Origin of the sequence: Paenibacillus sinensis (genome assembly GCF_019904155.1) — a bacterium.
Taxonomy (GTDB): Bacteria; Bacillota; Bacilli; order Paenibacillales; family Paenibacillaceae; genus Paenibacillus_AQ; species Paenibacillus_AQ sinensis.
The window spans coordinates 79,801-98,328 of record NZ_JAHCMB010000013.1 but is presented as its reverse complement, the minus strand read 5'-3'; the positions used below and the strand labels follow the sequence as shown (position 1 = coordinate 98,328).

The window sequence follows — 18,528 nt, the reverse complement described above, 5'->3', positions numbered from 1 at the left end:
AAAAAAGAGCGAGCCATCTGTACGATGACCTGCTCTTTTTCTTCATTTTTGGGCCTGTGCCTTATCTTAATGACATTGGCTGCACTCCCCCCTATTTTTTGCGCCCAACCCAACACAAAAAGGAGACGCAGGGTGTCCTGAGTCTCCTTTTTTCATATCGATGTGAACGGGGCGCTATATCCCGAGCAAGCCGTTAACCTTTTGACACCGGGATCTGGATTTCAGTCAAATAGTCGGACGGGTCTTTCTCGGACCATGGGCCTTTATGATAGATCGCCCGGGTATTGCCGCTGATCCGGTATCCGCTCTCGGACATCCACATGCCGAGCGCCCGGTAAGCCTCGCTCATTTCTTCAAAAGGGCCTTTATGAAAGGCCACCGCCATCTCCGGCACCGCTTCAAGCTCCCGGATTTTGATCCGCTCATTTTCGGTCGCCTCACCCTGAAAATGCATCATCAATTCCACGTCTACATCGCTTTCCTTGTATCCCGGATCGTGATAGACGGCATATGTGGGCGGAACGCATTTAATGCGCTGCTCGGCTACAAAACGGTTCAGTTCATCCCACAATCTGCCCTCCTCATTGTATTGTGCAATTACATCCCTCAAAGACAGCATACGGTACGCCGGTATCGATTTAATTGAAATTTCCTGACTCATTGCATAACCCTCCCTTTCCATTCGTGTGATCAGCGTCTCAATACGCTGCAATTTGTTCTTCTCCTGCTCGATCGACTCCTTCACGATTCTCTTTCGGTTCTCCAACAGAGCAAGCAGCATGCCGGAGTCTCCGATATTGTTCATAAGCCCTTTGATTTCGGACAGACTGAATCCGAGTTCTTTCAGCAGATGAATGCGATTCATCACTTGAATCTGGTCAGCGGAGTATATCCGGTAACCGGTGGAGGCGTTGACCTCCTGAGGCTGAAGCAGGCCGATTTCGTCGTAATGGCGCAGCATACGAATCGACACCCGGGTCAGTTGCGAGAACTCGCCGATCTTGAACATGGAATCTCCTTTCTTCTTTCATCAATCCGGATTGTAAATTAAGCATAGTCCCTCACATAATGAGAGAGTCAAACGTTAATTATTGCGCATTTGAATGTTCCTCTCGTTGAGAATGCCTCCGGTTTCCTATACACTTATTGAAGAATATGACAGACGCAGGTGATACCTTTGTTCAAATTGCTGCTTATCGAAGACGACGCAACGCTTTTTAACGAGATCCGAAATCGGCTGACTCAATGGTCATATGATGTGTACGGCATTTCCGATTTCGCCAAAGTGATGGAAAGGTTCGCGGAGGTCAAACCCGATCTGGTGCTGATCGATATCGGGCTCCCGATGTTCGACGGATTCCACTGGTGCCGCATGATCCGCTCCCACTCCAATGTCCCGATTATTTTTCTCTCTTCCCGGGATCATCCGACCGATATGGTCATGTCGATCCAACTGGGTGCGGATGATTTTGTGCAGAAACCTTTTCATTTCGATGTGCTGATCGCCAAAATACAGGCCATTCTCCGACGCGTTCACGATTACAGCACCACCGAGCCGGTCACACTCCGTACCTGGTGCGGCGCCGCCGTCGATCTGGAGAAGAATACGGTTAGCAATGCGGAAGGCTGTGTGCAGCTGACCCGCAATGAAATTTTTATTCTGAAGCTGCTCATCGACCGCCGAAACCGGATCGTCAGCCGCGAGGAGCTCATCAAAAGCCTATGGGATGACGAACGGTTTGTCAGTGACAACACGCTGACCGTCAATTTGAACCGGCTGCGCAAGAAGCTGGAAGACATCGGGCTGGACCAGTTCATCGAGACGAAGGTCGGCCAGGGTTACATAGCGGTGGATGAGGCGGATAACCATGATCGTTAATTTTTTAAAGGAACGGTTGAGCTGGATTCTCATGTTCATACTTGGGCAGGTCATCATTGTGTTCATCGCCTATTTGGACAATGCCATTCCGCTTCAGCCGCTGCTCTATATCGTGTTTCTGTCCATGATCGCCTTTGCCGCCTTTCTGGTTCTCCGCTACCGGAAGGAGACCAGGTTCTACCGAAGCCTCGGAGACTGGGAAATCAGTCTCGATCTTACCGAGATCGCCAAAGCTGACAGTCCTTTCGAACGCCTTGTGGAAGATTCACTGACTGGACAGACAGAACGCCTGAAACGTGACGCCTCTTTGGAGCGGACAAGGTTCGAGCTTGAACAGGATGAGCTTCTCTCCTGGATTCATGAAGTGAAGACGCCGCTGACCACCATGCACCTCATCATCGAACGCATGGACGATTCATCTCTGAAAGCCCAGCTGACGTATGAATGGCTGCGCATCCATCTTCTGCTTGACCAGGAGCTGCACCGGAAGCGCATTTCCTTCATCGAGAACGATCTGTATATGGAAAAAGTCAGCCTGAACGCGCTCATCGTAGGCGAGATCCGGACGCTCAAATCCTGGTGCATCGCCAAGGGCATCGGCTTCGAGCTAGAGCTTGACGCAGATCAGGTGCTGAGCGACGCCAAATGGCTTGCCTTTATTCTTAGACAGATTCTCACCAACGCGGTCAAATACAGCGAGGATGGCGATATTATTGTCCGAAGTTATATGCGGGAAGAACAAACCGTTCTGGAAATCACCGATTTCGGCAGAGGCATCGACTCCCGGGATCTTCCCCGGATCTTCGATAAAGGCTTCACCTCCACGATGGAGCATCATGACAATGCCTCAACGGGCATGGGACTGTATCTGGTCCGGCGTGCCGCCGACCCGCTAGGAATCCGAATCAGTGTGCGATCCGCTCCCGGCGAAGGCTCAACCTTTACGCTTGTCTTCTCCAAGCGCAATGAATTTGTGAAGCTGTCAGGCGTGTGACAACATTGTCACATGCTTTTGTTTTTTGTTCGGCCGATCAAACGATGACTTCAGGGGGTTCATTCTACAATAGAGTCAAGAAAGGCAATGAGCCTATACGATAAAGGAGATTTGATCATGAACATCCTCGAAGCGGACAAAATCTATAAGAGCTATGGTAACAAATTCAACCGGCAGGAGGTGCTGAAGGGAATTGACATCGTGATCGGCAAAGGCGAGTTCGTCAGCATTATGGGCGCCTCCGGTTCCGGCAAAACAACGCTCCTCAACGTCCTCTCCTCCATCGATAAGGTTAGCGGCGGAACGATTCATATAAGCGGAACCGAAATGACAGCGATGAAGGAGAAGCAGCTCGCGGAATTCCGCAAGCAGCATCTCGGATTTATTTTTCAGGATTATAATCTGCTCGACACACTGACGGTGAAGGAGAACATTCTGCTGCCCCTGTCTATTTCGAAGACGCCGAGAGCAGAGGCTGAGCGCAGATTTCAAGAGGTGGCCAGCGAACTCGGCATCTATGAGGTAAGAGATAAATATCCGAATGAAATTTCAGGGGGCCAGAAGCAGCGTACTTCCGCCGCCAGAGCGTTCATCCATGAGCCGAGCATCATCTTTGCGGACGAACCGACGGGAGCGCTGGACTCCAAATCGGCCTCCGATCTGCTGAACAAGCTGAGCGAGCTGAACCAACGCCGGGAGGCAACCATCCTGATGGTAACGCATGATCCGGTGGCCGCCAGCTACTGCGGCCGGGTTATTTTTATCCGGGACGGACAGATATACACGCAGTTGAACAAGGGCTCGCAGGACCGCCAGACCTTTTTCAAGGATATTATGAAGACCCAGGGTGTGCTCGGAGGTGTGCAGGTTGAACATTAATCAGCTCATCTTCCGCAATCTGAAGAAGAATCTCAGTCATTATTCGCTATACGTCTTCGCGCTGATCTTCAGTGTTGCGCTGTATTTCGCATTTGTCACCCTGCAGTTCGATCCTTCGATGGATGCAGCCAAGGGATCGATCAAGGGCGCAGCGGCGATGAAATCGGCGTCCATCATGCTGGTTGCTATCGTCGCCATATTTCTGCTCTATGCCAATAATATTTTTATCAAAAGACGCAGCCGTGAAATCGGGTTATTCCAGCTGATCGGCATGACCCGGGACAAAATCTTCCGCCTGCTAAGCGCCGAAAACCTGCTGCTCTACACCGGATCGCTGCTGGTGGGCATCGCGCTGGGCTTCTCCGTATCCAAGCTCATTCTGATGATTCTGTTCAAGGTCATTGGAGTGGATGAGTTGGCAGCCCTTCACTTCTCGGGGAAGGCGCTCGTTCAGACCGTGATTGTGTTCGGTGCGATCTATATACTCATCATGCTGATGAATTACTCCTTCATTAAGAGACAGAGTATTCTGAATCTGTTCCGGGCGACCTCCGTTACGGAGACGCGAGTGAAGAAAATTTCAGCGGCGGAGATTGTGATCGGACTGCTTGGAATCCTGCTGATTGCAGTCGGGTATTATGTATCTTCCAAACTGTTCGGCGGGGATTTCGTTACAATGAATTCACTGTTCGGGGCGATGATACTAATCCTGGCCTCGGTAATTATCGGTACGTATTTGTTCTATAAAGGATCGGTCCGGTTCATCACCAACCTGATCCGCAAGAGCAAGCATGGTTATCTGAACGTCAATCAGGTGCTCTCCCTCTCGTCGATCATGTTCCGGATGAAGTCGAATGCGCTGCTGCTGACCATCATCACCACCGTATCCGCTCTGGCAATCAGCCTGCTCTCCTTAAGCTACATTTCGTATTACTCAGCCGAAAAGAGCGCCGAACAGTCGGTCCCTGACCACTTCGGATTCAGCACTGTTCAGGATGCGGACCGGTTCACCGCGATGCTGAAGTCCAAAGACATTGCTTATTCAGAGAAAAAGATAGAGGTTATTCAGGCGGCATTCGATGCCACACAAATTCTGGATACGAGTCTGGATACACTGGAGATCGATCCGAAAGCCATGGTGATGCCCGTAATCAGTGAACAAAGTGCCGGACTTGACGTTCAGAAGGATGAGGTCATCCTCTCCGGATACGATGACTTGATGCAATCCTTTATGGCGCTGAAGAGCTCCGGAAACATAGTCCTTAAAGATCTGAAGAACTCATTTCCGCTGAATTACACAGGTATGCATGCCAAACATTATATCGACTATTATTACACGAGCGGCGGACTGCCTGTTGCGATTGTAGACGACTCTGTATTTCAATCCTTGAAACAGAACGCCGATCCCAAAATCCAGAAAAAAACCTCAATCTATATTGGCGTCAATATCAACAAGAAAAGTCAGATCGAAGAAGCGAACAGTCTGTTTCTGTCGAAGACATTCGGTGAATTATCCCACTCCCAGCTTGACATGAGCACTACCCAAAAGCGCAACATGGGGATGATTATGTTCATCGTTGCCTTCCTCGGACTCACCTTCCTGATCACCTCGGGCTGCATTTTGTATTTCAAGCAGATGGGTGAAAGTGAAGAGGAAAAAGGCAGCTACACCATCCTCCGCAAGCTCGGTTTCACACAGAGCGATCTGCTGAGAGGACTTCAGGCCAAGCAGCTGTTCAGCTTCGGCATTCCACTCGCTGTCGGCCTGCTCCATAGCTACTTCGCTGTCCGGTCCGGCTGGTTCCTCTTCGGAACGGAGCTGTGGACGCCGATGTTCATCGTCATGATCATGTATACTGTGCTGTACTCGATATTCGGTCTGCTGTCTGTCTTGTACTGCAAAAAAGTAATTCGCCAGGCACTCTAGACCGCACATAAATGAACAAGCTTGCTCTCTTGAAACGGAGAGCAAGCTTGTTTGCTGCATGGGAACATTAGATGAGAGCAATAGCCAGCAAGGTGAAAAGGCTAAGTGTAAGTACAGTGCTGGCAGCGCCGTATGAGTATCCATACGGGTAGAAAGCCGAGGTATTCACATCTCCACGGTCGGTTTGAAGATAGAGATTGTTGTAATCCACGTCTTTGACGACGCCAGTGTACTGCCGGCCATCTCTAGTCATGACCCGCACTCTTTGCCCTTTACATCTCAAGCAGTTGATATAAGCATCCACCGCAATCACTCCTCTCTTTAGCAGCATTGTATGGGGAGACATGCCTCAGGGAAACGGCGTTTGTCCATGAAATTCCAGAAGAGTTACGGCCTGTGAAGATCAGGGAGAGAAGCCTGGCCGCCAGGCAACCAGAGACCGAATTTCTTTTCGTCAATTAACCGCATCAGCCGTTGCGGCCACCCGCCTTCTCTTTTGGTTAATATAAAAAAATGACGCCTCCAGCCTGTTGGCCGTGAGACGCCTCATGTACATTGCGAATGGATTGTTGAGTTAACTTCCGCTACAGATTTGACGCGCTCAACCGAGCACCGTCTGACCGATCAGGAACAAATTCAGCGTCACCACAATTCCGGCGATGATCCAGCCCAGAATGGTTGTGACCCGGTGATTGACCAGTCCGCCCATAAGCTTGCGGTCGCTGGTGAAGATAATGAGCGGTATCAGAGCGAACGCAATCCCGAAGGACAGCACCACCTGGCTCATGACCAGTGCGCGGGTCGGGTCCACACCTGACAGAATAATCGCAAGCGGAGGCAGCGTCGTGATTGCCCGCCGAAGATACAGATTGATCCGTTTGTTGATGAAGCCCTGCATAACGACGTCCCCGGCCATCGTTCCGACGGAAGCGCTGGACAGTCCCGCGATCAAGAGACCCAGTCCGAAGGACACCGCCGTTACCGGACCTACCAGCTGGCCGAATTGATGGTACGCCACATCGAGGTCCTCGACGGTCAGTCCGTTCTTGAAGAAAGTGGCTGCGGAGACGATGACCATCGCCATATTGACCGCGCCCGCAACGAACATGGCAATCAGAATGTCAATGAATTCCAGCTTGAAGATCTTCTTCTTCTCCGCGTCGTCGCGTCCTACGATCCGGTGCTGTGTCAGCGATGAATGCAGATAGATCGCATGCGGCATCACGGTAGCTCCGAGAATGCCCGCAGCCAGGAGCACGCTGTCCATGCCTTGAAAGCGGGGTGTTACGATGCCATGCACCACACTGCCGACATCCGGTCGGGCCGTAATGACCTGAAAGGCGAATGCCAGTACGACAATCAGAATCATGGCTGCGATACCCGCCTCCAGGGACCGGTATCCCCGGCGCTGAAGCTCCAGGATCGCGAAGGAACCAACAGCCGTTATAATGGCAGCAGCGAGCATCGGTATATCAAATAATAGATAAAGTCCAAGTGCCGCTCCGAGAAATTCGGCCAAATCCGTCGCCATGATCACAAGCTCGCTCTGAATCCAGAGCGCGATCGAAGCGGATTTCGAGAACCGGTCGTGTGCGACCTCCGGCAAATTGCGGCCTGTCGCAATGCCAAGCTTCGCCGAAAGGGATTGAATGAGTACAGCCATCAGATTGGAAGCCGCGATAACCCACAGCAGCATATAACCGTATTTAGAGCCGGCGGTAATATTTGTCGCAAAATTACCGGGGTCCAGGTAGGCGACCGCCGCGATGAAAGCAGGTCCTAGAAATGGAAGAATGCGTCCAAGCCCCTTGGCCTTTCCGCGAATTGCGGTCTGAGCGGCGAGTCGATGCTTATCTTTCTCAGCGGATGTTCCCAATGTATAAACATCTTCCATCATCATTATTTCCTCCCCGCCTAATTATTAGCCAAGCACATAAATGTTTGCCTCGTGCAACTTTTGATAAACCTATTATATTCCCCTTTACCCAAATTGTAAACCCGGGCATTCGCCTATTTCTGAAAAATTTGAAAGATAACATTTCCTTTTCATGATATGCCAACAAGAGGCATTCCACGCCGCCTGAATGCAGCTGGGAATGCCTCTTGCTCAAGTAAAATGACTCATCCCTTTGATCGTATGACAGCTCTGCAAGCTGCACCGAATTGTCGCGAACCGGAGTGATCCACTAACGGATTGTTTCGCGTTCTCTATCCTTGATGTCCCACATATATACGGCTCCGGCCAGAAGCAATCCCATAAAAGAAAACAGTGCCCCGAACCAGGGCAGAGATGACAGTCCGATATGGGTGATGATGGTTCCCCCGATGAATGCACCGAAGGCGTTGCCGAGATTCAGCGCGGAATGATTGGATGTGGAGGCGAGCGCCGGAGCATCCTTGGCCAGATTCATAATCCGGATTTGCAGTCCGGGGAGTACACCGAACGCTCCTGCTCCCCATAAGAAGATCGTGATCACCGCAAGCGCCGGAACATGCACCGAATAGGCGAACACGGCCAGTATGGCTGCCAGAAAGGCGAAGTTCACGAGCAGCGAAGGCATTAGCTTCCAGTCTGCCAGCTTGCCTCCGACAATGTTGCCGGTTGTAACCCCTACGCCGAACAGGACCAGAATCCAGGCAACAGCACTCTCAGAGAACCCTGTAATATCTTCAAGCAATGGCGTGATGTAGGTGAATACGGCAAAAAGACTGCTGCAGCCAAGCGCACCTGTCAGCAGCACGAGCAGCAGCTTCGGCTGAAGCAGCGCACGCACCTGCCGTCCCAGGCTGGAGGATTCCTCCGTCTTGATATCCGGAACCAGCAGCAGGATGCCGGAAAGCGAGATAATACCCATTATAACGACAGCGCCAAAAGAAGCCCGCCAGCCAAGATGCTGGCCAATGAACGTCCCGGCCGGGACGCCGATTATGTTGGCAACGGTCAGACCGGCCATCATAATCGAGACCGCAGCGGCCCGCCGCCCCGCGCCGACGAGACTGGCGGCGATGACAGAACCGACGCCGAAGAAGGTCCCATGCGCCAGGGCGGTGAAGAGCCGCGCGCTCATCAACACCGTGTAATTCGGCGCCAGAGCCGCAGCGGCATTGCCGCAGATGAAGAAGATCATCAGCAGGCAGAGCAGCCGCTTCTGCGGCAGCCGATGCGTCAGCATGGCCAGAATCGGCGCTCCGATCGCTACACCAAGCGCATAGCTGGTTATCAGCTGCCCAGCTGAGGAGATCGATACATTCAGATCGTCGGCCACGTTAGGGAGAATCCCCATGATGACAAATTCGGTCATTCCGATGGCAAAAGCGCCCAGCGTCAGTGAGAGCAGCGCCAGGGGAAATTTTTTATGAGCAGCCTGCCCGGAATCGGTACTTGAGAGCTGCATGTTCATGAATTATTCTCCTTTCGAGGCAGGTTCATTCTGGGCAAAAATATAAGTGCGATCACCGCTCGTCTGCACACGGACAGGACCTTCGAAGAATCGGCTTAGCCGCTCCGTATTCAGCATCTCGCCCGTCTCGCCGGAATCGAACACCTGCCCTTTGCGGAGCAGAATCGTATGGCTGAATGCTGGCAGGATTTCTTCTGTGTGGTGGGTGACATAGATCAGCGTCGGTCCGGCATTGTCATGCGCCAGCTCCTCAATGCTCTTCAGCAGTCTTTCCCGGGCGAACAGGTCGAGTCCGTTGCATGGCTCATCCAGAATCAGGATTCTGGGCTCAGCCATTAAGGCCCGCCCGATGAGCACCTTCTGTTTCTCGCCCTGGGAGCAATTGCGGAATTCCCGATCCCATAAATGCTCGCAGCCAAGCTTCACCATCAGCTCACGCGCCCGCTCATAATCCTCTTCCGGCACATTGACATACAGTCCGATGGAGGCATGCTTTCCGCTGATCACCACAGCCTGCGCCTTGTCCGATCCTCTCAGCTTCTCCTGAAGCGAGGAGCTGACCCAGCCGATCGACTTGCGCAGCTCCCGCAGATCGACATCGCCAAAGCGCTCGCCCAGCACCTCCACCTCACCTTCAGTCGGCCATATGTAGCCGTTGACCATGTTGAGCAGTGTTGTTTTGCCCGAACCGTTAAGTCCTAGCAGCGCCCAGTGCTGGCCGGGTTCGATAGTCCAGCTGACCTGGTCCAATAATAGCTTGGTGCCTCTTCTCCAGGAGACATTGCTTAGCTTTAATATACTGTTCATTCGCAATTACCTCTTTCGTACAGATCAAGATGGTCTGCTCCGGTATTAGAATTGTCCATCGTATTGTATACATTTCCGAATGTAAATGTCGATGTGAAAATTGCGCAAACTTGTTGCAATTATTGCTATAATTATTTTAGGAGGGAGCGTTCATGAAGCTGCAGATTGTCACAAAGAATATTGAACTATGCCGATTGGAAGAGCATTATGACGACGCTCCGCATGTACATGAGAACTGGGTCCAGCTTACATGCTCCATTCGCGGCGGCAATGCTGTCGTCAGTCAGGGAGTTCCCGGGATCATCCCGGAGGGGCAAGGCCAAATCCACAAGCCGATGGAAGAGCATTATATTCGGGTGGATAAAGGGAATCGTGTCATCGTCATCAAAATACGCAGCTCGCTGTGGGAGAACCTTCAGCAGCAGGAACCGGAATGCATCTCAACAAGACAGGTCATTGACCCGCAGGAACTGAGCGATCTGTTCCATGAATGGGTCTCTCCTCTCGTTCTCGTCGACGGAGAAGAAGGAGTCCGGCAGAACATGACGGAAACCGAGGTGCTGCAATATTTGGGGCGCATTCTCAAACGGGAATCCTGCTCCGACAAGGCGAAGGTATATCTATCCGAGCTTCCGCACACAGACGAACCGTATTTGAACCGTGTGTTCGAATATATTCATGACGCTTATACTTCTCATATCAGCATTGAGGAGCTGTCTTCTCTCGCTCTCCAGAGCCGGTATCACTTTATCCGGTCCTTCAAGGCGGTAACTGGTGTCACACCATACCAGTACATCCTCCGGCTGCGTATGCAGCAGGCTAAATACGAGCTAGAAGCGACCGATGCAACCGTATCGGCGATCAGCGCCGGTCTCGGCTTCGCTTCGGCCAGTCAATTCTACCGTTCATTCGTCAAATTCGTCGGCATGACCCCTGAGCAGTACCGGTTGAACCGGAAGAGACCGACGATTCCTGTCTAAGACGGAACCATTCTTCTTTACGCATATGCCATATGCAGCGCAAAAAAGCGGGGCCCCCTTGTTCCTTGTTGGGAGACCCCGCTTTTCTTGCTGCTTGTTGATGATGAGCATTGCGTTTTAGTTTAGCGGTTCAGACGGTACCCGCCATGAAAGACGGGGCCGACATACGAGTTGAACGAGAAGCCGGATGAAATGGCTGCTGTGACGAAATCCTTCGCCTTGGCAACCGCGTCTTTCGTACTCATGCCGTTCGCCAGACCGGCAGTAATTGCGGCAGCGAAGGTGCAGCCTGCGCCGTGATTATGCGCCGGATCAAGCTTGTCCGTCTCCAGAACAATATACTCTGTACCGTCGTAGTACAGATCGATCGCTTTATCACCGCCCAGCGCCTTGCCGCCCTTGATCACAACGGTCTGGGCGCCAATATCCTTGATGAGCGCCGCCGCTTCTTTCATATCATCCAGGTTCGACAATTTGCCTTTGCCGGACAGCACACCGGCTTCGAACAGGTTAGGCGTGACAACAGCAGCCAGCGGTACGAGCAGATCGCGGATCGCATCCGCGCTTTCGGGATTCAGCACTTCGTCCTCGCCTTTGCACACCATGACGGGATCAATGACCACATTCCCCTGCCCGTTCTTCTTGATCGCCTGTTCCGCGACGCGGACGATCTCGGCGCTGCCCAGCATGCCGGTCTTCAATGCGTCCACCGGGCCTCCGGCGAATACCGTCTTCAGCTGCTCAGCGACCAGCTCCGGACTGACGGGATATACATGATGATGCCAGCCGTTATCCGGGTCCATTGTCACAATGGTCGTCAGCGCGCTGAATCCATAGGTTCCGTATTCCTGAAAGGTCTTCAAATCCGCCTGGATTCCTGCGCCGCCGCTGGAGTCGCTGCCGGCGATCGTTAAGGTCTTCACTATTCTGTCCACTTCCATTTATCCTTTCCGGCTTGCCGTAATCATAGTTTACGGTTTCTATTGTGCAACGAAACGGCCGGAACGGCAACCCCCTTCTCCGCTTCCGCTCTCGGTTTGTTTAGCGGTGACGGCCGACTCCGCCGCCGCCGCTGGCGTTGCCTCCGCCGGAGGAGCCTGAGGAGCGTCCGGCTCCTCCACCGCTGCTGGACCCTCCGCCGCCATGATTGCTGCCGGAGGACCAGGAGCTGCCGCCGGAGGAGCGTCCTCCCCCTCCGCCGCCCTGGCTGCTGCCGGAGGACCAGGAGCTGCCGCCGGAGGAACGTCCTTCGCTGCCTCCGCCCTGGCTGCCGCCGGAGGACCAGAAGCTGCCGCCGGAGGAACGCCGCCCGGCTCCGCCACCGCTCGACTGTCCGCCGTCTCCTGACGAGCGCCGCCCGGCCCCGCCGCCGCTCGACTGTCCGCCGTCTCCATGATTGGAGCCGCCGCCAGATGGCGGCTGGAACCATCCGCCTCCCTGCCTTGGCGGCGGCGGAGCGCCGAATCCAAAGCCGCCATGGTGATGGTGTCCATATCGGCGGACCGATCGCCGGCTGTACGGATTATACGGCACGCCATACTGGCCCATATAGCTCCGCCGGCGCGAAGAGCGCACCCCAAGTCCGACCAGAAATGCGATCAGGACGATAAGTAGGATACCGCCGCCCCCGATATGGCCGGACGCCGATGAAGATGTGCCTGAGGCCGCTGTTCTCACCGGAGATGTTCCTGGAGATGTCCCCTGAGATGATGTCCCAGTGAATGTCCCTGCAGATGCCATGTCAATGGCTGCGCCGCCATTAGTCATTGTGCCGGAACCGCCCTCCGCTCTTTCCAGCAAATATGTGTAGAAGGCCTGCAGAGTCTGGGTCGCCCCCTTGTTGTAGTTCTTGGCGGCAAAAGATGGCTCAAGCCCGCTATCCAGTATACTGCCAATAGCTTCATTAGTCAGAACGCCATCGATGGAGCTGCCCTGAAGCACATGATAGTCATCGCCCTCTATATCCATAACCAGCATAACATCCTTCGGTCCCGCTCCGACGGAGTTGAACTTCTTGTACGTGTAATCCTGAAGCTGGCCGCCGCTGTTCTTGACCGTTACGACGTAAACACCGCTGCCGGTGGAGAGCCGGTATTTGTTGCTAAGCTCATTAATGTAGGCTTTCGTCTGTGCGCTGAGCACACCGGCATTGTCCGACACATAGGTACGAACGTTCTGGCCGGTTGAAGCGGACGCGCCCCATGCCCCTCCCAGCCCTTGCACGAAGGCGGCGTAGGTCTTGGCAGCGCCCCGGTTATAATTCTTGGCGGCGAAATCCGGCTCCAGTGATTGGGACAGGATGTTCGACATCCGGCTGTCGCTCATCGATTCCACAATTCCTTTGCCTTGAACGGCCCAGTAATCGTCGTCATCGATGGACAGCAGGAGCAGCAGCCCGTTGTTCTTCTGTGCCGATCCGATTCCCCAGCTGTCGAAGAGACGGGAAGCGTAATCCTTGATCGGTTCTCCATTCGTAGATTTAACGGTCACCAGCACCACTTGAGCCCCGTTCTTCTTGTGCAGCAGGATTCCGTAATGCACAAGCTCATTCTCTGTCTTGTCATCGATGACTCCGGCAAAGTCATTGACATAGAACTTGCCCGCCGGATTGAGAACCTGGCTTGACGCTACCGCCGAACCGGGCAGCGCCAGCACTAAGATCATCAAACATATGATCAAATATCCGGTTATGGGTTTCACTCTTATGTATTTCAATACTGATCCTCCTTCCTTATGTACCGCATCCTTCTCTTTTTATATCGGTGAAATGAGGCTCGGGCTTAAACAAGGTACGTCCTTACGTAACGGCACTAAGCAATACGTAGCGGAAGTGCGGTACACATCGCCTCAACCAAACAAAGCGGCCCCCCGGTTGTCAGCCGAAGCGCCGCCATTTCTGTTCCGCCGTCCGTTCAAGGTCGAGCGGCTCCCTTGATCGCCTCTTAGAAATCCCTCGAAGTATAGATACGCAGGGAGACGAAGTAGGATGCAATAATAAAAATCAAATAGAGCAGCCCTGCCGCCACGCTCTCGATGAGACTGAAGCCGTTCACCCGGGCGATAAAATCATCCACCCACGGCCAGCTCTCCATCAAGCTGCGAAGATTCATCGAACCGAAGAAGATGATCATGAAGAAGACGGTGTTGATGATCTGCTGCCCCTTCGAGCCAAGCCAGTAATAGATCGGAAGATAGATCGCAGCCGTCGCCGGAACGAGCAAAACCGTAAAGCCGATATCATGCCAATGGATGTTCTCCGGGCGTCCGGCCCATTCGAGAATGAAGTAGGATAGGTACATACAGCCCAGGCCGAACAGAAGATACGGAAGAATTGATATATACTTCGCAATTACGATCTGGCTGCGCCGCACCGGAAGGCTGAGTGCGAACTGCTGATTCATATTCCGCACATCCATCATGCAGGAATTGATCAGGAGCATAATGGAAGGCATCGTTACGAACAGGCTTACGTCGAACAAATTGTAGCTCGTTGTCGTATACGTCAGGAACACCAGATACGCCGCAACGAAGAGCAGATAATGGACCGACAGCAGAATATCCTTACGAATCAGGGAAACGATGCTGCTCACGCGCTTTTCCCTCCCTTGGAAGTGAAATACATAATGTCCTCAAGAGTCGGTGTCTCCAGCAGGGCATCTCCCTGAAAAACCTGCTTCGCAGTACTCCGGTCCTTGCACAGGGCTTCGAACCCGAAAGAGCTCTCCCTCACTCCGACAAACAGCTTGCGCACATCGCGGTCCAGCAGCTCACGCCCGCCTTTGATCAGCACATAACGGTCCAGCACTTCCTCCTTGCTGTCGCTGAAGACAACCTGGCCAGCGTTCAGAAAAATGATGTAATCCGCGATTTTATCGAGATCGGTCGTAATGTGGGTCGAGAACAGAATCGACTTGCTGTCATCGAGAATCTGCTCGCTCAAAAGGTCCAGCAGCTCTCTTCGGAAGACCGGGTCCAGGCCTGCGGTCGGCTCGTCCATAATCAACAGATCGGCATGATGCGACAAGGCGACCGCAAGTGAAAATTTCATTTTCATCCCTTTGGAGAGGTTCTTGATCTTGGTCTTGGGAGACAGCTCGAACAGCTCCAGATACTTCCGGAAGGCATCCTCATCCCATTGTTTGTAAAAAGGGGCCAGAATCGTCTTCATCCGTCCGATCGTCAGATGCTCGTAATAAATATTCTCGTCCGACACATACCCGACTCTATCCTTGATCGAGGGTTCCTCTGACGGATGGCCCCCAAGCAGCCGTATGCTGCCCTTGTCGGGGCGCACCATATCCATCATCATTTTGATTATCGTGCTCTTCCCTGCCCCATTGGGACCGATCAGGCCTGTAATAAATCCCCTCTTCACGCCAAAATTAACATCCTCCAAGCTAAACCTGCCGAAGGATTTGCATACGTCCTGGACCTCCACAACATGACTCATTACTCTTCCTCCTCATCAAGCGTCTTCAAGATTTCGATGGTCTCCGGCAAGCTCATTCCCAGGAGCCTGCTGTCCCGCAGCACCTCTCTCATCTTCTCCTCAAGCAGCCGGTAGCGCTGCTCCCGGATATACTGCTGATTCATCCCCGAGACAAAAGACCCTTTGCCTACCAGCGAATCGACCAGACCTTCGCGTTCAAGCTCCTCATATGCCCGTTTGGTCGTAATCACGCTGATCTGCAAATCCTTGGCCAATTGCCGGATTGAAGGAAGCGCCTTACCCGGCGCCAGCTCGCCCTGGAGAATCATCTGTCTGACCTGACTGACGATTTGCGCATATATCGGTTCTCCCGATGAATTGGACAATAGAATATTCATCCTTCACCTCTTCCGGGCCTTCTTGTTTATATTGTATATATTATATATATACTTTATGTTCATTTTAGTCAATGGGAAAAGCAGGCTGCCGGTTTGACGGTGCAGCGGTGCTATGACCGACATGTGCTATGATTGCCTGGCCAAACACATCAAAAAGACACCGGAAATCCGGTGTCTCATCGGGTTCGCCCCTAGCGAATAACCATCAGGTTATTCGTAAGAGCTTTGTTCATTCGATTTGTAGCCTTTGTCGCGGCGCAGCATTTCCTTCCGGCGGTCGCTCTTCTCCTGCATCATCTGATTGGCTTCGTGCGCGGTCGGCGCTTCCTGCTCCAAATCTTTTACCGTGTTGATCAGATTCTTGTCTGGACTCATGTAGTTCAAGCACTCTCCTTTACCAGGTTGTCCCGTATAGTGTGCGGCGGAAGAGGCAGAATATACATGAGTCTTATCCTCTCAGCCGGAAGGTGTCAGCGAAAGGCTGATGATCTCTGAACGGCTGGCAAGCCGGATCGGCGGTCCCCATGTGCCATATCCGGAGGATACGATCACATGCAGATCATTCTTGTGCAAATAACCCCAGTCCAGCTCGAACAGACGCTTCGTGATCCAATGATTCGGCGCAATCTGCCCCCTGTGGGTATGTCCCGACAGAAGCACATCGACCCCCGCCTCAGCAGCTTGCGCTAATCCCGTAGGCTGATGATCCATCATGATCACCGGACGGGACAAATCCAGGCCTTCCAGCAGGGCCGCCACGCTCTTGCGTCCACCAGGTTCCATACTCTCGGCCGTCTTGTCCTTGCGTCCCACGATATACACTCCGGCGGATTCCGCAACTTCATCCTGCAATACATGGATGCCGATGCTCCGCATAATATCCGTGTACTGCCTTATATCTCCGCCGTAATATTCATGATTGCCCAGCACCGCGAACACGCCGTGTTTCGCATTTAGCCGTGCAAGCTGCTCGCTCATCCGGTTGCGAACGAACGGTTCGATGCTGTCGTCCAGCACATCGCCCGCAAGCAGAATGATGTCCGGGTTCATGGCGTTCATCCGGTCCACCATTTTCTTCAGATGACGGTTGCCGACAATATTGCCGAGATGCAGATCGGAGGCGACGGCTATAGTCAGGCGTTCCTGCTTACCCAGCGGCTTGGCCACGTTCAGCTCATGCAGCCGAAGCACCGTGCTCCAGGCGTTGCGCGAGCCCCAGACCATCAGAATAAGCAGAATGACTGCAATAATCGTCCCTGCTTCAAGCACATAGCCGTGCGGATGGATGCCGGACCAGACCAGGATTCCGTACAGCAGATCCGCAAGCGGAAGCAGAATGATGGCGAATTCCATCAGGCCCAAATAGTAGGAGCCGATTACCTTCAACAGACGGGCTGCGGGCTTCAGCGCGTGAGGCCAGGGCAGCCGGCAGATCAGATACGACAAAGCCGCGATCCAGAACAGCGGCCAATATATAACGCCTCGCGTTCCCGGGAACCAGGCCTTTAGCAGCAGCCACAGGTGATAGCCGATATAGAAGTTCACCAGGCCCAGCACCAGGACGCCGGCGAGCGCGGACAGAATCACTCTTGCCACTTTCATTTGAGTATCTCCTTTTATTCAGATAAGGCAACTCAACCTGCAGTTACCAAAATTTTGCGATAAATTCATCCCGTCCCGATTGAGCGCGGTCCTCCTTGTAATGCTTCGGATTCTTCTTGTGGTAATCCTGATGATATTCCTCGGCCTGGTAAAAGACAGGCGCAGGCAAGATCTCCGTTACAACCGGACCTTCAAATCTCCCGCTGGCCGCAACCTGATCCCTGGTAGCCTCGGCTGCATCCCGCTGCTTCTCGTTATAATAAAAGATTGCTGTCCGGTACTGGGACCCTCGATCCTGGAATTGTCCGCCGTCATCTGTCGGATCAATCTGGGGCCAGTAAAGCTCCAGCAGCTTCTCATACGGGAACAGCTCCGGGTCAAAGGTAATTTGAACCACTTCATAATGCCCCGTCGTGCCGGTCTTGACCTCTTCGTAGGTCGGATTCTCCTTCCAGCCGCCGGCATAGCCGGAGACAATCCCTTGAATGCCGGGCAATTCTTCGAACGGGGTCACCATGCACCAGAAGCATCCGCCCGCGAACATTGCGTGTTCCATGCTCAATCGTTCCTCTCCTGTAACTTCATGCTTCTTTCATTAAACACGAGACAACTTGCTCCGGTCAAATCACGGTCGGCCTTCTTCGGCAGCCTTCCCTCATCTCGCATAAAGTCCGTACGCACAAAAAAACGGCAGCCCTTGGCCGCCGCTTCTCTATACGTTTAATCTCGTCTGATCAGGCTTCCAGCTTGCGCTGAGCTATGTATTCCCCGATCAGTCTGTCGCATTTGTTGATATGGTTCAGAAGCCAGTCAGTCAGCGTACGGTTCAGCTTGATTGTGGTCAGTACAGATACGCCTTTGGCCTTGACCTGCTCTTCCAGCTCCAGAACGGTCTTCACAAAATCCGCATGCTCCTTCTGGTGTTCCGCAAGCTCTGGAAAATGAATGCCGTTCATCAAGCCTTCTTCGCTGCCGAAATGCTCAATTGTATAATCTTTAAGAAACTTGAGCGTCTCTTCGATCTTCTCCCGTCCTTGCTGGTTCGAGCAGGCGTCGAAAAATTCGTTCAGCTTCACCAGAAGCTGCCGGTGCTGACAGTCTATTTCTTCTACACCGATTTCATAGGATTCTCTCCACGCTATCATCCCGTATCGCTTCCTTTTTCCATATATTAACTGCATATGTTCTTTATTATGGCTGAACATTGTGGAGATGGCAGTTAACAACATCAC

General features: G+C 52.9%; 19 protein-coding genes. 5 read left to right on the top strand and 14 right to left on the bottom strand.

Annotation, left to right across the window (positions count from 1 at the left end):
- Nucleotides 1–193: 193 nt before the first annotated feature.
- Nucleotides 194–1,009: a MerR family transcriptional regulator gene (locus tag KIH86_RS01090; protein WP_223082911.1), complete on the bottom strand. Its 816-nt coding sequence runs from the start codon at nt 1,007–1,009 to the stop codon at nt 194–196.
- Nucleotides 1,010–1,177: 168 nt separating this feature from the next.
- On the opposite strand from KIH86_RS01090, the gene KIH86_RS01085 reads away from it, so the two are divergent.
- The 4 genes from KIH86_RS01085 (at nt 1,178) to KIH86_RS01070 (ending at nt 5,679) form a co-directional block, all read left to right on the top strand.
- Nucleotides 1,178–1,879, top strand: coding sequence for a response regulator transcription factor (locus KIH86_RS01085; protein WP_223082909.1), 702 nt, complete (start codon nt 1,178–1,180; stop codon nt 1,877–1,879).
- Nucleotides 1,869–2,873, top strand: coding sequence for a sensor histidine kinase (locus KIH86_RS01080; protein ID WP_223082907.1), 1,005 nt, complete (start codon nt 1,869–1,871; stop codon nt 2,871–2,873). Before KIH86_RS01085 ends, KIH86_RS01080 begins: the two co-directional genes overlap by 11 nt.
- Nucleotides 2,874–2,990: 117 nt before the next feature.
- Nucleotides 2,991–3,752, top strand: a complete 762-nt coding sequence (locus KIH86_RS01075; RefSeq protein ID WP_223082905.1) for an ABC transporter ATP-binding protein — start codon at nt 2,991–2,993, stop codon at nt 3,750–3,752.
- Nucleotides 3,742–5,679 carry an FtsX-like permease family protein gene (locus KIH86_RS01070; protein ID WP_223082903.1) on the top strand — a complete coding sequence of 646 codons (1,938 nt, stop codon included), beginning with the start codon at nt 3,742–3,744 and terminating at the stop codon, nt 5,677–5,679. Before KIH86_RS01075 ends, KIH86_RS01070 begins: the two co-directional genes overlap by 11 nt.
- A 67-nt stretch (nt 5,680–5,746) precedes the next feature.
- Here the strand turns inward: KIH86_RS01070 and KIH86_RS01065 are convergent, their stop codons facing one another.
- The 4 genes from KIH86_RS01065 to KIH86_RS01050 all read right to left on the bottom strand — a co-directional run bounded on the left by KIH86_RS01065 (nt 5,747) and on the right by KIH86_RS01050 (nt 9,887).
- Nucleotides 5,747–5,983 carry an LSm family protein gene (locus KIH86_RS01065; protein ID WP_223082900.1) on the bottom strand — a complete coding sequence of 79 codons (237 nt, stop codon included), beginning with the start codon at nt 5,981–5,983 and terminating at the stop codon, nt 5,747–5,749.
- A gap of 297 nt (nt 5,984–6,280) precedes the next feature.
- Entirely contained in the window at nt 6,281–7,576 is a 1,296-nt protein-coding gene (locus tag KIH86_RS01060; RefSeq protein ID WP_223082898.1) for an Nramp family divalent metal transporter, read from the bottom strand.
- Between the two features lie 289 nt (nt 7,577–7,865).
- Nucleotides 7,866–9,074: an MFS transporter gene (locus KIH86_RS01055; protein ID WP_223082935.1), complete on the bottom strand. Its 1,209-nt coding sequence runs from the start codon at nt 9,072–9,074 to the stop codon at nt 7,866–7,868.
- A 9-nt stretch (nt 9,075–9,083) separates the two neighbouring features.
- Nucleotides 9,084–9,887: an ABC transporter ATP-binding protein gene (locus KIH86_RS01050; RefSeq protein WP_223082895.1), complete on the bottom strand. Its 804-nt coding sequence runs from the start codon at nt 9,885–9,887 to the stop codon at nt 9,084–9,086.
- 152 nt (nt 9,888–10,039) lie between these two features.
- Between KIH86_RS01050 and KIH86_RS01045 the strand changes: the two genes are divergently transcribed.
- Nucleotides 10,040–10,867, top strand: coding sequence for a helix-turn-helix domain-containing protein (locus KIH86_RS01045; protein ID WP_223082893.1), 828 nt, complete (start codon nt 10,040–10,042; stop codon nt 10,865–10,867).
- Between the two features lie 122 nt (nt 10,868–10,989).
- On the opposite strand, the gene thiD is transcribed toward KIH86_RS01045, so the two are convergent.
- The 9 genes from thiD to KIH86_RS01000 form a co-directional block, all read right to left on the bottom strand.
- Complete coding sequence (gene thiD, locus KIH86_RS01040; RefSeq protein WP_223082891.1) at nt 10,990–11,808, bottom strand: bifunctional hydroxymethylpyrimidine kinase/phosphomethylpyrimidine kinase; 819 nt, start codon at nt 11,806–11,808, stop codon at nt 10,990–10,992.
- Nucleotides 11,809–11,908: 100 nt separating this feature from the next.
- A complete protein-coding gene (locus tag KIH86_RS29765; RefSeq protein ID WP_223110260.1) occupies nt 11,909–13,531 on the bottom strand; it encodes a TPM domain-containing protein in 1,623 nt (540 codons plus the stop codon).
- A 278-nt stretch (nt 13,532–13,809) separates the two neighbouring features.
- Nucleotides 13,810–14,457 (bottom strand): ABC-2 transporter permease, encoded by a 648-nt coding sequence (locus KIH86_RS01030; RefSeq protein ID WP_223082884.1) that lies wholly within the window; start codon nt 14,455–14,457, stop codon nt 13,810–13,812.
- Nucleotides 14,454–15,317 carry an ABC transporter ATP-binding protein gene (locus KIH86_RS01025; RefSeq protein ID WP_223082883.1) on the bottom strand — a complete coding sequence of 288 codons (864 nt, stop codon included), beginning with the start codon at nt 15,315–15,317 and terminating at the stop codon, nt 14,454–14,456. The genes KIH86_RS01030 and KIH86_RS01025 overlap by 4 nt, the downstream gene beginning before the upstream one ends.
- Nucleotides 15,317–15,694: a GntR family transcriptional regulator gene (locus KIH86_RS01020; protein WP_223082880.1), complete on the bottom strand. Its 378-nt coding sequence runs from the start codon at nt 15,692–15,694 to the stop codon at nt 15,317–15,319. The genes KIH86_RS01025 and KIH86_RS01020 overlap by 1 nt, the downstream gene beginning before the upstream one ends.
- 210 nt (nt 15,695–15,904) lie before the next feature.
- Nucleotides 15,905–16,069, bottom strand: coding sequence for a hypothetical protein (locus KIH86_RS01015; RefSeq protein ID WP_223082936.1), 165 nt, complete (start codon nt 16,067–16,069; stop codon nt 15,905–15,907).
- An 81-nt stretch (nt 16,070–16,150) separates the two neighbouring features.
- Nucleotides 16,151–17,296, bottom strand: a complete 1,146-nt coding sequence (locus KIH86_RS01010) for a metallophosphoesterase (RefSeq protein WP_223082878.1) — start codon at nt 17,294–17,296, stop codon at nt 16,151–16,153.
- A gap of 43 nt (nt 17,297–17,339) precedes the next feature.
- Nucleotides 17,340–17,852: a peptide-methionine (S)-S-oxide reductase MsrA gene (gene msrA / locus KIH86_RS01005; protein ID WP_223082934.1), complete on the bottom strand. Its 513-nt coding sequence runs from the start codon at nt 17,850–17,852 to the stop codon at nt 17,340–17,342.
- Between the two features lie 178 nt (nt 17,853–18,030).
- Nucleotides 18,031–18,441, bottom strand: coding sequence for a bacteriohemerythrin (locus tag KIH86_RS01000; protein WP_223082875.1), 411 nt, complete (start codon nt 18,439–18,441; stop codon nt 18,031–18,033).
- Nucleotides 18,442–18,528: the final 87 nt, after the last annotated feature.